Genomic DNA, 13,832 nt, shown 5'->3' with positions numbered 1-13,832 from the left:
CCCTGTAGGAGGGCCTTCAGGCCCGAAGCCTTTCGGCGAAAAGCTTCGGGCCTGAAGGCCCTCCTACAGGGGCTAGCGGTAGATGGCGGACTCGTCGGAGGAAGTGCCCTTGCCCACGCCCTTCCAGCGCGGATCGGTGCCGGCCTCGACTTCGCCGGTGTCGCGGCGCCACAGCACCACCTGCATGTTGCCCCAGCTGCGGTCGCCGACCTGCACCGCGTGGCCGCGCGCCTTGAGCGCCTCGATCTCGGCGGCGGTGAAGGCTTCCGGCTCGGCCGAGAGCTGGTCGGGCAGGTACTGGTGGTGGAAGCGCGGCGCATCGGCCGTGGCCTGCGCGCCCTCGCCTTCCATCAGTTCGAACAGGCCCAGCAGCACCATCGTGACGATGCGGCTGCCGCCCGGCGTGCCCAGCACAGCGACCCGGTCCTGGCCGAGCAGGAAGGTCGGCGTCATCGAAGACAGCGGGCGCTTGCCCGGCGCGATCGCGTTGGCGTCCTCGCCGACCAGGCCGAAGGCGTTGGGCACGCCCGGCTTCACCGAGAAGTCGTCCATCTCGTTGTTGAGCAGGAAGCCGGTGCCCGGCACCACCACCGCGTTGCCGTACGGCAGGTTCACGGTCTGGGTGACGGCGGCGAGGTTGCCCTCCGCGTCGATCACCGAAAAATGCGTGGTGTCCGGGCGCGAGGGCGGCACGGTGACGCCCGGCAGCATGTCGCTGGGCGTGGCGCGCTCGGTGTTGATGCCGGCGCGCAGGCCCGCGGCGTAGTCCTTGCCCACCAGCAGCGGCACCGGCACCTGCACGAAATCCGGGTCGCCGAGGTAGATCGCGCGGTCGCGGTAGGCGCGGCGCATCGCTTCCACCACCAGGTGGGTGCGCGCGACCTTGCCCATCGCCGCATAGTCGTAGCCGTCGAGGATGTTGAAGATGGTCGCCAGCGCGACGCCACCCGAGGACGGCGGCGGCGCGGTGACGATCTCGACGCCGCGGTGGCGGATGCGGATCGGCTCGCGCTCGACCACGCGGTATTCCTCGAGGTCGCGCGCGGTCCAGATGCCGCCGGCCTTGCGCACGCCGGCCACCAGCCGGCGACCGTTGGCGCCGCGGTAGAAGCCGTCCGCACCTTCGCGCGCGATCGCTTCCAGCGTGCGGGCGTAGTCCTCGTTGCGCATCAGCGTGCCCTGCGCCGGCACCTGGCCGTCGCGCAGGAAGAGCCTGGCCGCACCGGCGTTGGCGGCGAGCGCATCGCGCCGGTAGCCCATCATCGCCGCGTTCTTCGGGCCGAACTTCCAGCCTTCGCGCGCGAGGCGGATGGCGGGCGCCAGCGATTCGGACAGCGGCAGCTTTCCGTAACGCTTGGCGAGATGCTCCAGGCCCGCGGGCAGGCCGGGGATGCCCGCGGCCAGCGCCCCGTCCACCGACAGGCGGCGGTTGGCGTTGCCTTCGGCGTCCAGGAACATGTCGCGGGTGGCGGCGAACGGCGCGCGCTCGCGCGCATCCACGAACACGTCGCGCTGGTCCCTGGCCACGTGCAGCAGCATGAAGCCGCCGCCGCCCAGGCCGGAACTCTCCGGCTCGACCAGGCCCAGCGTGGCGCTGACCGCCACCGCGGCGTCGAAGGCGTTGCCGCCCTTGGCCAGCACTTCCATGCCGGCGTCGGTGGCGTAGGCGTTGGCGCTGGCGATGGCGGCCTGGCGCGGCTTGGCGGCGGGCGCGTCGGCCAGCGCCAGCATCGGCAGGAAAAGCAGGCCAAGGAGGAAGGCTCGGGTCACGCGGCGGACTCCTGCTGCAGGTTCAGCAATTTGGCGAGCAGCTGCTCGTGGGATTCGGGATGGGCCGGGTCGGGGTCGATGCACTCGACCGGGCAGACGACGACGCACTGCGGCTCGTCGTGGTGGCCGACGCACTCGGTGCAGCGGCGCGGGTCGATCACGTAGATCGTTTCACCCTGGCTGATCGCATCGTTCGGGCAGGCCGGCGCGCAGACGTCGCAGTTGATGCAGAGCTGGTTGATCAGCAGGGACATTGGCTTGCACGCGCGTCCCGGCCGGGGCCGGGACGCGCGCCGTTTCTCACTTGGCTTCGACGAAGACGTAGGTCGCGCCCGAGGCCTCGACCACCGGCTTCACGCGCTCGCTGTCGGCCGGGGTGCCGATGAACAGCACGATCGAGCCCTTGAGCGCGGTCGGCTCGGCGCCGGTGAAGGAGGCCACGATCAGGTCGGCCATCTTGGCGCTGTCCGGCGAACCGAAGGCGAGCATGTTGCCCGGCAGCACGGTGCGCGCCACGACGGCGCTGACGTTCTCGAGCTGGCGCGCGTACTGGGTGCGGCCGTCCTGGTCGGACTCAGTAAGCGTGTCGCTGTTGTTGGGCAGGTAGTACGGGAAGATGCGGTCGGTGACGCCGGCCTGGTTCTGGGCCACGACCTTGCCCAGGTATTCCTTCCAGGCCATGTCGTCGCCGTCGGCGGGCGCGACCAGCGCGGCCGGGGCCGGCGCGGCCTCTTCTTCCTTCTGGCAGCCGGCGAGCAGGGTGAGCGAGAGCAGCAGGGCAAGCGGAGCAAGGATGCGGTTCATGGTGATGCCTCTCTTGTAATGGGTCTCAGGGACGCTTCCAACGGGCCGACAAGGCCTTGGCCACGGCCGGGTGCACGAACCCGGACACGTCGCCGCCCAGGCGCGCGACTTCACGCACCAGGCTGGAGGAGATGAAGCTGTGTTGCTCGGCCGGCGTCAGGAACAGGGTCTCGACGTCGGGGATCAGGTGGCGGTTCATGCTGGCGAGCTGGAATTCGTACTCGAAGTCCGAGACCGCGCGCAGGCCGCGCAGCAGCACGCCGGCGCCCACTTCGTGCACGAAGTGGGCCAGCAGCGAATTGAAGCCGGCGACCTCGACGTTGCCGAACTCCGACAGCGCCAGGCGCGCCAGCTCCACGCGCTCGGCCAGCGGCAGGGCCGGGCCCTTGCCGGGGCTTTCGGCGACGCCGACGATGACCCGGTCGAACAGCGACGAAGCCCGGGCCACCAGGTCGATGTGGCCATTGGTGATCGGGTCGAAGGTGCCGGGGTAGAGCGCGACACGGTTTCGGGCCAGGGTCATTCCGGGGTTTCGCCCTGCGGAGTGGAGTCGCCGGCAAGTGTATCAGCGGACGCTTCGGCCCGGCCGTTCCCGGCCTGGAACAGCGCGAAGCGGACCTCGCGGGTCCGGCCCTCCCGGTGCAGGCGCCAGCCGTCGGGCACCGAAGGCGACGCATTCACCGGGCTTTCGACGTAGATCCACGCCCCGGGCGCCAGCCACGGCCCCAGCCGGGCCAGCGCCAGGTCCCACAGGCCGGCGTCGAAGGGCGGGTCCACGAAGACCAGGTCGAAGGCCTCGCCCGGCGCGCGCTGCAGCCAGGCCAGGGCATCGGCGACCTCGACCCGGGCCGAGGCGACCTTCAGCCGGGCGGCGTTGGCGCGCAGGGCCTCGGCCAGGGCCGGGACGCGCTCGACCATCAGCACGCCGGCGGCCCCGCGCGAGGCGGCCTCGAAGCCCAGGGCCCCGGTGCCCGCGAACAGGTCCAGCACCCGGGCGCCGGGCGTGGCGGCCTGCAGCCAGTTGAACAGGGTTTCGCGGACGCGGTCGCTGCTCGGGCGCAGGCCCGGGCGATCGGGCACGGCGAGCTTCGAGCCACGCAGGTGGCCGGCGATGATGCGGACGGAGCCGGGCGGGCGCGGGTTCATCGGGGAGTCCGGGGGCCGGGTGGTAACATCCGCGCATTGTCCGCGAAAGCAGCGCGATGTTCGATTTCCTCAAGAAAAAACCCGAGAAGCCCCAGCCGGCCAGGCCCGCCGACGCGCCCGCGCGCTCGGGCTTCAGCCCGGAGGACCTGGCCCGCGCGTTCACCGTGCACCAGGAGGAAAAGCAGGCCCGGCTCGAGGCCGAGCGCGCCGAGGGCCGCGAGGCCATGCGCGGCACCCTGGGCGGCACGCTGTTCGCGCGCAGCCTGGGCGGGCTGTTCTCGCGCAACCCGAAGCTCGACGAGGACCTGCTCGACGAGATCGAGACCGCGCTGATCACCGCCGACGTCGGCGTCACCGCCACCCGCGAGATCCTCGAGCGCATGCGCAAGCGGATGAAGGCGCGCGATTTCGCCGACGCCCAGGCGCTGCTGACCGCGCTGCGCAACGACCTGCTGGCCATGCTCAAGCCGGTGGCCAAGCCGCTGGAGATCGACGCCGCGGCCAAGCCCTTCGTCATCCTCACCGTCGGCGTGAACGGCGTCGGCAAGACCACCACCATCGGCAAGCTGGCGCGCCGCTTCCAGCTCGACGGCCACACGCTGATGCTGGCCGCGGGCGACACCTTCCGCGCCGCCGCGGTCGAGCAGCTCAAGATCTGGGGCGAGCGCAACAACGTCGCCGTGATCGCCCAGGGCCAGGACGCCGATCCGGCCTCGGTCGCCTTCGACGGCCTGCAGGCCGCCAAGGCGCGCGGCGTCGACGTGCTGATCGCCGACACCGCCGGCCGACTGCACACCCAGCACGGCCTGATGGCCGAACTGGGCAAGATCCGCCGCGTGCTGGGCAAGGTGGATGCGCGCGCGCCGCACGAAGTGCTGCTGGTGATCGACGGCACCACCGGCCAGAACGCGCTCAACCAGCTGCGCCAGTTCCACGCCGCGGTGAACGTGACCGGCCTGGTCGTCACCAAGCTCGACGGCACCGCCAAGGGCGGCGTGCTGTTCGCGCTGGCGCGTGAGTTCGGCATCCCGATCCGCTTCATCGGCCTGGGCGAGAAGCCCGAGGACCTGCGCGTGTTCGATCCCGAGGGTTTCGTGGACGCGCTGCTGCCCGGCACGCTCGGGGACTGATGGCGGACGCGCCGCGCAAGCGCCGCTGGCCCTGGATCCTGGCGGCCTTCGTCGTCCTGGCCGGGCTGGCCGCGACCTGGGTCAACCGCCAGCTCGAACCGAACCGGCTCACCGCCACCGTGCTGGCGCGCGCCGGCGAGGCGCTGGGGCTGGAGTTCATGATCGAAGGCACGCCCGAGTACGCGCTGCGGCCGGAGCCGCGGCTGGTGCTGCCCGGCCTCAAGGTTCGCCAGCCCGGCGCCGCGGCGCCCTGGATCCTGCGCGCCGAGCGCGCGGAAGTTTCGCTGCCCTGGGACACGCTGACGGGCGGCGATGCGCTGGTGATCACGCGCGTCGAACTGCAGCGCCCCGAACTGGACCTGGCCGCGCTGGCGTCTTGGCAGGCCTCGCGGCCGCCGTCCAACACGCCCTTCGAACTGCCCACGTTCACGGACGGGCTGCTGGTGCGCGACGGACGCCTCCTCGGTGCGGAATGGGCGATCGAATCGTTCGCACTGGAACTGCCCGAGCTTGTGCCGGACTCGCCGGCGAGCGCCGAGCTCTCGGGCCGCTTCGTGCAGGCCAGCACCGAGATCGTCTTCGCGGGCCGAATTGCCGCGGACCCGGCCGGTACCGCGACCGACCTTTCGCTGGATGCCAATGGCCGCCTGCGCAGCGGCGACACCGACGCGCCGTGGACGCTGGCGCTGGCCGGCAAGCTCGACGCGACCGGCGAGCCCCTGTCGTTCGCCTTCGACCAGCTGAAGTGGCGCTCCGAATCCCCGCTGCCCGACCTAGACGGCGCTGGCCGCGTGGACTTCGGCGATACGCTCTCGCTGAAGCTCGAGGGCGAACTGCCGCGCTGGCCCGAGGGCTGGCCGGCCCTGCCCGAGCCGCTGGCGTCGTCCACCGCCGCTTTCGGTTTCTCGCTGCGGTACGACGGCCCGCCCGACGCGAGCGCCCCGCTGGCGCTGCGGCTGCGCCGCGACGAGACGGTGCTCGAGACCACGCTGGTCGTTCCCGAGCTGCTCGCCTGGCTGGACGCCGACGCCGCCAACCCGCTGCCGCCGCTGTCGGGCGAACTGCAAACGCCGCGGCTAAAAGTAGGCGGCGCGACGCTGGAAGGCGTGCGCATCACCCTCGACGCCCCCCCTGTGGGAGGGACTTCAGTCCCGATGGCCGAGGGCATCGGGACTGAAGTCCCTCCCACAAATGGCGACGGCGATGAGTGAGTTCGCGCACCGCCTGCTGCAGTGGTTCGACCGCGACGGCCGCCACGACCTGCCCTGGCAGCACCCGCGCACGCCCTACCGCGTGTGGCTGTCGGAGATCATGCTGCAGCAGACGCAGGTACAGACGGTGATCCCGTACTACCTGCGCTTCCTGCAGGAACTGCCCACCCTGCCCGACCTCGCCGCCGCCGACACCGACCGCGTGCTGGCGCTGTGGGCAGGCCTTGGCTACTACGCCCGCGCCCGCAACCTGCACAAGGCTGCGCGCGCGTGCGTGGAGCAGCACGGCGGCGACCTGCCGCGCGATTTCGAAGCGATGGCCGCCCTGCCCGGCATCGGCCGCAGCACCGCCGGCGCGATCCTGGCGCAGGCGCACGGCGACCGTTTCCCCATCCTCGACGGCAACGTGAAGCGCACGCTGGCGCGCTTCCACGGCATCGGCGGCTGGCCCGGCAGCGGCCCGGTGGAAAAGCAGATGTGGACGCTGGCCGAACAGCACCTGCCCGAGGCGCGCCTCGCCGACTACACGCAGGCGATCATGGATTTCGGCGCCACGCTGTGCACCCGCCACGACCCGGCCTGCGTGCTCTGCCCGCTGCAGGACGACTGCGTGGCCCGGCGCGAGGGCCGCGTCGACCAGCTGCCCGAAGCCAAGCCCGGCAAGCCGCTGCCCGAGCGCCGCACGCTGATGCTGCTGCTGCGCGACGCGCGCGGCCACGTGCTGCTGGCGCGCCGCCCCGACACCGGCGTGTGGTCCGGGATGTGGTCGCTGCCCGAGGCCGGCAGCCACGACGAGGCCCGCGATTTCCTGCGCCCGCATGCGCTCGATTTCGACGCCGCCGAGCCGCTGCCGCTGATCGAGCACACCTTCAGCCACTACCGCCTGCACATCGAGCCGATGGGCTGGCGCGTGGCCGAGCCCGCCGCCGCGACCAGCGCGGATGCCGGACTGCGCTGGCAGCCGCTCGACCGCCTGCACGAGGTGGGCCTGCCCGCCCCCGTCAAGAAACTACTGGGAAGCCTGACGCCATGAGCCGTACCGTTTTCTGCGAAAAACTCCAGCGCGACAGCGAGGGCCTGGCCTTCGTGCCCTGGCCCGGCGCGCTGGGCAAGCGCGTGTTCGAACACATCGGCCGGGAGGCCTGGCAGCAGTGGCTGGCGCACCAGACCATGCTGATCAACGAGAACCGCCTCTCGCCCATGGATCCCAAGCACCGGGCCTTCCTCGAGGGCGAGATGGAGAAGTTCCTGTTCGGCGGCGGCGCCGAGAAGCCGGCCGGCTACGTGCCGCCCGAGGCCTGAAAACGAGAGGCCCGCGCTTTCGGCGCGGGCCTCGGTGCCTCGGGGCAGTCCGCCGGGATCAGCTGGCGCTGTCGTTGCGGGCGCTCTCGCGGGCGGCGCGCATGGCGACGACGTCGACCTTGCGCAGGCCTTCGATCTTGCAGCGCTCGCCGTTGCCGCCAACGATGTAGCCGTGGCTGGTGTCCATCGTCCGGAACTCATTGACCATGTCGATGCTGATCGACAGCGAGTTGGCCATGTAGCGGCAGCCCGCGTCCTGCTTGAGGTCGACCAGCCAGGCGGTGCGCTGGTTCTGCCACACCAGCAGGTGGTGGTTGCCCAGCACGTCGAACTTGTAGGGCTCGTTGAGGAAGCGGACCGCCTCGACCGGTTCGCCGGCATGGGCGCGGGCCAGCTCGAGGTTCTCGGCGTAGCGGGCCTCGCGCTCTTCCTTGGATTCCCGGGCCATGGCCGGGGAAGCGAAGGCGATCACGAGGGCGGCGGTCATGGCGGCAAGCACGGGACGGACGGACATTGCACAGCTCCTTGTTCGGCCCCCAAGCGGGCCACGTCCCTACCCTAACCCCGGTCCCGGCCGATGCGTCCCCGCCCCCGGCCTGGCGTTCATCAGGAATTTAGGCCCCTGAACCGGCTTGCCCCGGCCAGCCGGCTTCCGCTATGATTCGCCGCTCGCCCGGGCCCGCCCGGTGCGCATGCCAGCCAAATCCTGGCCGAGTAGCTCAGTTGGTAGAGCAGGGGATTGAAAATCCCCGTGTCGGCGGTTCAATTCCGTCCTCGGCCACCATACAAAACAAGGGGTTGCGAGAAATCGCAGCCCCTTTTTATTTTTCAGATCCAGATCGGTGCCCGTTCGGTGCCCGTTTCAAAAAATTTCACAAGTGGCCTGGTCCCTGAATGTCTCTACATCGACCTCAGGAAGTTCAATGTCGAACCCGACAGTCGTTTAGTCAGGCTCATGGCGCGTAATCAACCGTTGTAGTGACCTCAACTTCCTCGGCAACCAAGTAAGAGGCCAAGTTCAGGATCGACACCGCCCGTAGGCTATTGATCTCGGTCCCATAGTTTGGATCGGTACCGTGCAAAACTGCGTGGCGGTTCAAGCCATCGAAGCCGTCGGGCAGCAGCTGTGTGTTGCGGGTCAGCGGGATATCGACATAGAACGCGGCTATGAAGATCGCACGCATGTCATCTTCTGGCAGACCCGACAACACCTCCATAAGGTTGGCGGTGCGCTTCTTGGAAAACAGCTGCCGCTGGTGTCGATCATGGATAACTCCATCAGCTTGGGCCAGCAACACCGGGATACTCAAGTGGTAGCGGCGCTCCCGGTGCGCCTGGAACGCATCTGCAATGACCGCACTACGATTAGGATGCCGTTTGACTAGGATCTGTTCGATCTCATCCACACGCCCCTTGAAGTAATCGATCAGCCACTGCTGCGCCTCATCGTTCTCGCCCTCTTGGAAGGTTGCGACCAGATCCCGCCCCCACGTGTGCGGCATCTCGGGATCGAGGCACCATCCTTGGTCCATGAGCACCGCCAGCTGCCCACGTACCTCGTCCGGCAAGTCCCGTAGTTGCCGGGCGAAGTCGTCGAGCATCGTTGACCACTGGCGTAGGCGGTCTTCTTCTTCAGATCGAAACGCCTTGATCCAAGCTTGGGCACCATTGAATGGTTCCAGCAGAGCCTTGATCTGCTCGGCAATCGCATCCTGTCCATTTGCGGCCTTGAGCTGGTCGGCAACCTGGTCGAATGGGGCGGTGAACGCCTGCAGCTGCTTGGCGAACGCATCGCGACCGTAGTTGTCCTTCACCCATGCCGGCAGCTGTTCGAGTGGGTCGGTCAGCGCCTTCATCTGCGCCCGAACGTCCTCCAACGGGTCGCGACAAAGGGCCACAAGCTGCTCTTGGGCCCGGAGGATTGGACTCTGGAGGGCCTTGAACTCCCGCAAGGGGTCGGCCAAGCGGGCAAACCGCGCGGTTTCTTCCAGGTGGCGCTTCCAGAATTCGTCGTCCATGCGTCAATCCTAGCCCGATCAGTCGGTTGGTAAAAAAGGCCGGCGGTAGACCACACAACGGCCTTGCTCATTCAAGGGTCTGCGTGCGCGAGCTGAATACACCAGCGAAAACAAGCCTTCCGATAGCGTCGCAATGCCCTGCCATTGGGCGCCACCCCCTGATGCGGGCTGGCTAGCCTCGTTCCCTTCTCCTGCTTCAACTCAGGCCTAAAAGCGAGGCTCACTCCAGAACCCTGCAGGGGATATTGACAGCGTATACCCTGCGAGGTATATTTCGTATCGATACCCTGCAGGGGATAGCTCATGATGCTGCGCGCCCAGACTCCCGAACAGCTAGCCACGGTGCTGCGAGGCCAGCGCCAAGCCAGCAAGCTGACCCAGAAGCAGGCAGCTGCCCTGGTCGGATTACTCCCCAAGACGATTTCCGCGTTCGAGTCGGATCCAGAAAGGGGCAGCGTCGGCAGCCTTTATAAGTTGCTGTCCGCCCTCGGCCTAGAACTCGTCCTGCAGCCGAAGGCGAGCCCGCAGTCTCCGACGGATTCGGAGTGGTAGCGGATGCCTCGCCCGCGCAAGACCCAACAGCTGGCGGTTTGGATGAATGCCGAGCGCGTCGGCACCTGGACGCTGGGAACAAACAACGCGCACACCTTCGCATATGAGGAAAGCTGGCTGGACGCGCCGGCATCCAGACCTTTGTCGCTTTCGATGCCGCTGCAACCCTCCGGAATTCCCTACCGGGACGAAATTGTCGAATCCTTCTTCGACAACCTGCTTCCCGACAACCGTGATATTCGCCGCCGCATCCAGACCCGTTTCCATTCCGCCTCGACGCGCGCCTTCGACTTGTTGGCCGAGATCGGGCGGGACTGCGTCGGGGCCGTGCAACTGCTTCCCATGGACATGGCCCCGACGGGATTGGACCGCATCGACGGCGAGACACTCACGGATGCCGATGTCGCACGGCTTCTGCGCGGCACGCCGACCGCCGCCTTTCCGGGCCAGCACGACTACGACGACTTCCGCATCTCGCTGGCTGGCGCGCAGGAGAAGACAGCCCTACTTCGGCACGAAAGCAGCTGGCATCGACCGCTCGGCGCAACGCCCACCACGCACATCTTCAAGCTGCCGCTCGGCCGAGTCGGCAACATGCAGGCGGACTTCACGACGTCGGTTGAGAACGAGTGGCTCTGCGCACAAATCGTTGCGGCCTTTGGCCTACCCGTCGCGGTTTGCGAGATCGCGGTCTTCGAAGACCAGAAGGCACTGATCGTCGAGCGCTTTGATCGCCGAATGGCCCAGGCGGGAACGCACTGGCTCCGTTTGCCCCAGGAAGACTGCTGCCAGGCACTCGGCGTCCCTCCGGCAGTCAAATACGAAGCCGATGGCGGACCAGGCATCAAGTCCATCCTCGACCTGCTGCTGGGAGCGCAGGATGCCGCGGCCGACCGGCTGACGTTTTTCAAGGCGCAGCTCGTTTTCTGGCTGCTCTGTGCCACCGATGGTCACGCGAAGAACTTCAGCCTCGCAATCGAGCCTCAGGGTCGTTACCGACTGACACCGCTCTACGATGTACTGTCGGCATACCCGATCCTCGGTCGCGGCACCAACCAACTTGCCCCGGAACGGGCGCGTATGGCGATGGCAGCCTCGGGACAGAACCGTCACTACGAATGGAACCGCATCCTTCGCCGACACTGGATCAGCACCGCGCGCGCCTGCGGTATCTCCGAGGACATCGCTCAGGGGATGATCGACGAACTCGTGGCAAGTACGCCGACGGCAATCGAGAAGGTCACGGCATCCCTACCGACAACATTTCCAGCAAACGTCGCGGACGCCATCTTTGCGGGGATGAGCGCCGCAGCGAGGAAGCTGGACGATGTCCGCTGATCGGGACTCCCTCGCCAGCCTACTTGCAGAGAACTCGAGACTGTCCGCGTTGCTGGACGCTCACGGCATTGAATGGCGAGCTCCCGACCAGGCAGCGCCGCAATGCACAACCGAGACCACGACGGTCCCTGCGGATTTCAGCACCGACGAGAAGATCGCGATGTTTCGCCGCCTGTTCGGCGGACGCACGGACGTCTATCCGGTTCGCTGGGAGAGCAAGGCGGGGAAATCCGGTTACGCGCCCGCCTGTGCCAACGAGTGGAAACCGGGCGTTTGCGAAAAGCCCCGCATCAAGTGCTCGGAGTGCCCGAACCGGAAGCTCCTACCGCTGACCGACCAGGTGATCTACGACCACCTGACGGGCCGCCACGTCATCGGCGTCTATCCGCTGCTCGCCGATGATACCTGCCGATTCCTTGCGGTGGACCTCGACGAGGAACAATGGAGAGAGGATTCAGCGGCGTTCATGGAATCATGCCGCGAACTGGACGTCCCTGCAGCCCTGGAGATATCCCGGTCGGGAAATGGCGCTCATGCCTGGATCTTCTTTGAAGCGGCGTTGCCCGCTCGAGATGCCCGCCGACTGGGAACCGCCCTCATCAGCCATGCCTGCGCGCGCACCCACCAGCTCAAGTTCTCTTCCTATGATCGGATCTTCCCGAACCAGGACACGCTGCCGAAGGGCGGATTCGGCAACCTGATCGCGCTGCCACTTCAGAAGCAGGCTCGTGCCAAGGATTGCAGTGTATTCGTGGATTACGAGTTCAAGCCCTGGCCAGACCAATGGGCATTTCTGGCGTCCATGCGCCCCCTGTCTCCCTCCGATGTGGAGCCAACCATCCTCCGAGCCACGGGCGGGGTGCACCCACTCGACGTCCAGGAAGTTGACGACGACGAGGCGTCGACGCCGTGGAAGCGTCGAAGACCCAATGACTCGAGGGTTCCCGGGGACTTGCCTGCCTCGCTCACCCTCACACTCGCCAACCTCATTTATGTCGAAAAGAGTGCACTGACCCCACCGTTGGCCAATCGGCTGATCCGCCTGGCGGCATTCCAGAATCCCGATTTCTACAAAGCGCAGGCTATGCGCTTTCCGGTGTGGGACAAACCCAGAATCATTGGCTGCGCCGAGAATCACGCAAGACATATCGCATTGCCGCGCGGATGCCTAGATGCTGCCGTGACGTTGCTGCGCAACAACGGAATCGAGTGCGTACTGCAGGATGAGCGCTACCTGGGCAGTCCGCTGGACGTGAGTTTCCATGGTGCGCTTCGACCTGACCAAGAGACTGCGCTGACGGCATTGATTGCCCACGACGATGGCGTGCTGTGCGCGCCTACCGCCTTCGGCAAGACCGTGACTGCAGCTGCTCTGATCGCGCGTCGTGGCGTCAATACACTGGTACTCGTTCACCGCACCGAGTTACTTCGCCAGTGGCAGGAACGCCTGCAGTCCTTCCTCGGCGTCGGAAAGGGCGTCGTCGGTGTGGTCGGTGGCGGGAAGGCCAAGCCCACGGGCCTCGTCGACATAGCCGTCATGCAGTCGATCTCAAGGAAGGGTGAGATCAGTGCCCTAGTCGAGAACTACGGTCAGGTCATCGTGGATGAATGCCACCACCTGTCGGCGGTTTCCTTTGAGCTAATCCTGAAGCGCATCCGGGCCCGATATGTTCACGGCCTGACTGCGACACCGCAGCGTCGCGATGGCCAACACCCGATCATCTTCATGCAGTGCGGCCCGATCCGGCATACCGCCGCACGCCAGGAGAACGCACCTTCGCAGCTCGACGTCGTACCTGTTTGCAGACACGAAAGGATCGAGTTGCCGGAGACAGCCGGCATCCAGGATGTGTTCCTCCACCTGGCATCCAATCAGCGGCGCACTGCGGCAATCGCCGACGAGGTCGAGAAGGCCGTCCAACATGGACGGAAGGTACTGCTTTTGACCGAACGCTTCGATCATCTGGCAAGCATCGAGTCTGCATTGAAGGACCGGATTCCGAATCTCTTCTGCCTGCACGGACGCATGTCGAAGAAAGCGCGCGGGGCCCTGCTCGATGCGCTGAATGCCCTCCCCTCCGATTCCCCGCGCGCTTTGCTCGCCACGGGCAAACTTGTCGGCGAGGGCTTCGACCATCCGCCACTAGACACGCTCGTGCTGGCAATGCCGATCTCGTGGAAGGGCACCCTGCAACAGTACGCGGGCAGGCTGCATCGCGAGCATTTGGGAAAGGTCAGTGTGCGCATCTTGGATTTCGTCGATAGCGGCCACCCAGCCCTTCTGCGCATGTGGGAAAAACGCCAGCGTGGATATCGATCCATGGGATACGAACTCGCGCCGGAATCCGGGTCGGCCCCGGTACAGGGCATGCTCTCTTGAAGTGAGAGGGCTGGCCCTGCGATGCCGGCGACAACGGCAATCGCATCCGGCGGAACTTGTTCGGATCCTGATTCCGGCGAATTCACCCGGGCAGCCCGCGGCAAACCAGCGAGGCCACCGCCAGCAGCACGATCCAGCGCGGGTATCAATAAATAAAGCGGACCATGAAGTTCTTTACCAA

14 protein-coding genes and 1 tRNA gene are annotated in these 13,832 nt (G+C 67.0%); 8 read left to right on the top strand and 7 right to left on the bottom strand.

Annotation, left to right across the window (positions count from 1 at the left end; translation table 11 throughout):
- Positions 1-72 precede the first annotated feature (72 nt).
- From ggt to rsmD, 5 genes are read right to left on the bottom strand one after another with little or no spacing between them, the layout of a single operon-like run.
- The gene (gene ggt, locus N787_RS01965) at positions 73-1,731 is read right to left on the bottom strand and encodes a gamma-glutamyltransferase (protein WP_052575049.1); all 1,659 of its coding nucleotides are present in this window, start codon (positions 1,729-1,731) and stop codon (positions 73-75) included.
- A 35-nt stretch (positions 1,732-1,766) separates the two neighbouring features.
- Positions 1,767-2,024: a YfhL family 4Fe-4S dicluster ferredoxin gene (locus N787_RS01960; protein ID WP_034210384.1), complete on the bottom strand. Its 258-nt coding sequence runs from the start codon at positions 2,022-2,024 to the stop codon at positions 1,767-1,769.
- A 46-nt stretch (positions 2,025-2,070) separates the two neighbouring features.
- Positions 2,071-2,574: a hypothetical protein gene (locus N787_RS01955; RefSeq protein WP_034210383.1), complete on the bottom strand. Its 504-nt coding sequence runs from the start codon at positions 2,572-2,574 to the stop codon at positions 2,071-2,073.
- 25 nt (positions 2,575-2,599) lie between these two features.
- On the bottom strand, positions 2,600-3,097 hold the full coding sequence (gene coaD, locus N787_RS01950; RefSeq protein WP_034210382.1) for a pantetheine-phosphate adenylyltransferase: 498 nt from the start codon (positions 3,095-3,097) through the stop codon (positions 2,600-2,602).
- On the bottom strand, positions 3,094-3,720 hold the full coding sequence (gene rsmD, locus N787_RS01945) for a 16S rRNA (guanine(966)-N(2))-methyltransferase RsmD (protein WP_034210381.1): 627 nt from the start codon (positions 3,718-3,720) through the stop codon (positions 3,094-3,096). The genes coaD and rsmD overlap by 4 nt, the downstream gene beginning before the upstream one ends.
- 56 nt (positions 3,721-3,776) lie before the next feature.
- Between rsmD and ftsY the strand changes: the two genes are divergently transcribed.
- Genes ftsY through N787_RS01925 form a run of 4 tightly spaced genes read left to right on the top strand, consistent with a single transcriptional unit; the run spans position 3,777 to position 7,363 of the window.
- Positions 3,777-4,850, top strand: a complete 1,074-nt coding sequence (gene ftsY, locus N787_RS01940) for a signal recognition particle-docking protein FtsY (RefSeq protein ID WP_245593939.1) — start codon at positions 3,777-3,779, stop codon at positions 4,848-4,850.
- Positions 4,850-6,061: an AsmA family protein gene (locus tag N787_RS01935; RefSeq protein WP_034210379.1), complete on the top strand. Its 1,212-nt coding sequence runs from the start codon at positions 4,850-4,852 to the stop codon at positions 6,059-6,061. Before ftsY ends, N787_RS01935 begins: the two co-directional genes overlap by 1 nt.
- Positions 6,054-7,094 (top strand): A/G-specific adenine glycosylase, encoded by a 1,041-nt coding sequence (gene mutY, locus N787_RS01930; RefSeq protein WP_245593938.1) that lies wholly within the window; start codon positions 6,054-6,056, stop codon positions 7,092-7,094. Before N787_RS01935 ends, mutY begins: the two co-directional genes overlap by 8 nt.
- Positions 7,091-7,363: an oxidative damage protection protein gene (locus N787_RS01925; protein ID WP_034210377.1), complete on the top strand. Its 273-nt coding sequence runs from the start codon at positions 7,091-7,093 to the stop codon at positions 7,361-7,363. Before mutY ends, N787_RS01925 begins: the two co-directional genes overlap by 4 nt.
- A 58-nt stretch (positions 7,364-7,421) precedes the next feature.
- Here N787_RS01925 and N787_RS01920 read toward each other — a convergent pair whose 3' ends face one another.
- A complete protein-coding gene (locus N787_RS01920) occupies positions 7,422-7,877 on the bottom strand; it encodes a DUF6491 family protein (protein ID WP_156968872.1) in 456 nt (151 codons plus the stop codon).
- Between the two features lie 194 nt (positions 7,878-8,071).
- On the opposite strand from N787_RS01920, the gene N787_RS01915 reads away from it, so the two are divergent.
- Positions 8,072-8,147, top strand: a tRNA-Phe gene (locus N787_RS01915).
- A gap of 169 nt (positions 8,148-8,316) precedes the next feature.
- Here the strand turns inward: N787_RS01915 and N787_RS01910 are convergent.
- Entirely contained in the window at positions 8,317-9,381 is a 1,065-nt protein-coding gene (locus N787_RS01910; RefSeq protein WP_034210374.1) for a hypothetical protein, read from the bottom strand.
- A gap of 303 nt (positions 9,382-9,684) precedes the next feature.
- Here N787_RS01910 and N787_RS01905 point away from each other — a divergent pair, with 303 nt between their 5' ends.
- Genes N787_RS01905 through N787_RS01895 form a run of 3 tightly spaced genes read left to right on the top strand, consistent with a single transcriptional unit; the run spans position 9,685 to position 13,651 of the window.
- Positions 9,685-9,933 (top strand): helix-turn-helix domain-containing protein, encoded by a 249-nt coding sequence (locus tag N787_RS01905; protein ID WP_084590572.1) that lies wholly within the window; start codon positions 9,685-9,687, stop codon positions 9,931-9,933.
- A 3-nt stretch (positions 9,934-9,936) separates the two neighbouring features.
- On the top strand, positions 9,937-11,271 hold the full coding sequence (locus N787_RS01900; RefSeq protein WP_034210373.1) for a type II toxin-antitoxin system HipA family toxin: 1,335 nt from the start codon (positions 9,937-9,939) through the stop codon (positions 11,269-11,271).
- A complete protein-coding gene (locus tag N787_RS01895) occupies positions 11,261-13,651 on the top strand; it encodes a TOTE conflict system archaeo-eukaryotic primase domain-containing protein (protein WP_034210372.1) in 2,391 nt (796 codons plus the stop codon). Before N787_RS01900 ends, N787_RS01895 begins: the two co-directional genes overlap by 11 nt.
- Positions 13,652-13,832 lie beyond the last annotated feature (181 nt).

The organism is Arenimonas metalli CF5-1 (assembly GCF_000747155.1).
Taxonomy (GTDB): domain Bacteria; phylum Pseudomonadota; class Gammaproteobacteria; order Xanthomonadales; family Xanthomonadaceae; genus Arenimonas; species Arenimonas metalli.
The sequence above is the reverse complement of the archived record's forward strand: the minus strand, read 5'-3'. Positions and strand labels throughout refer to the sequence as shown.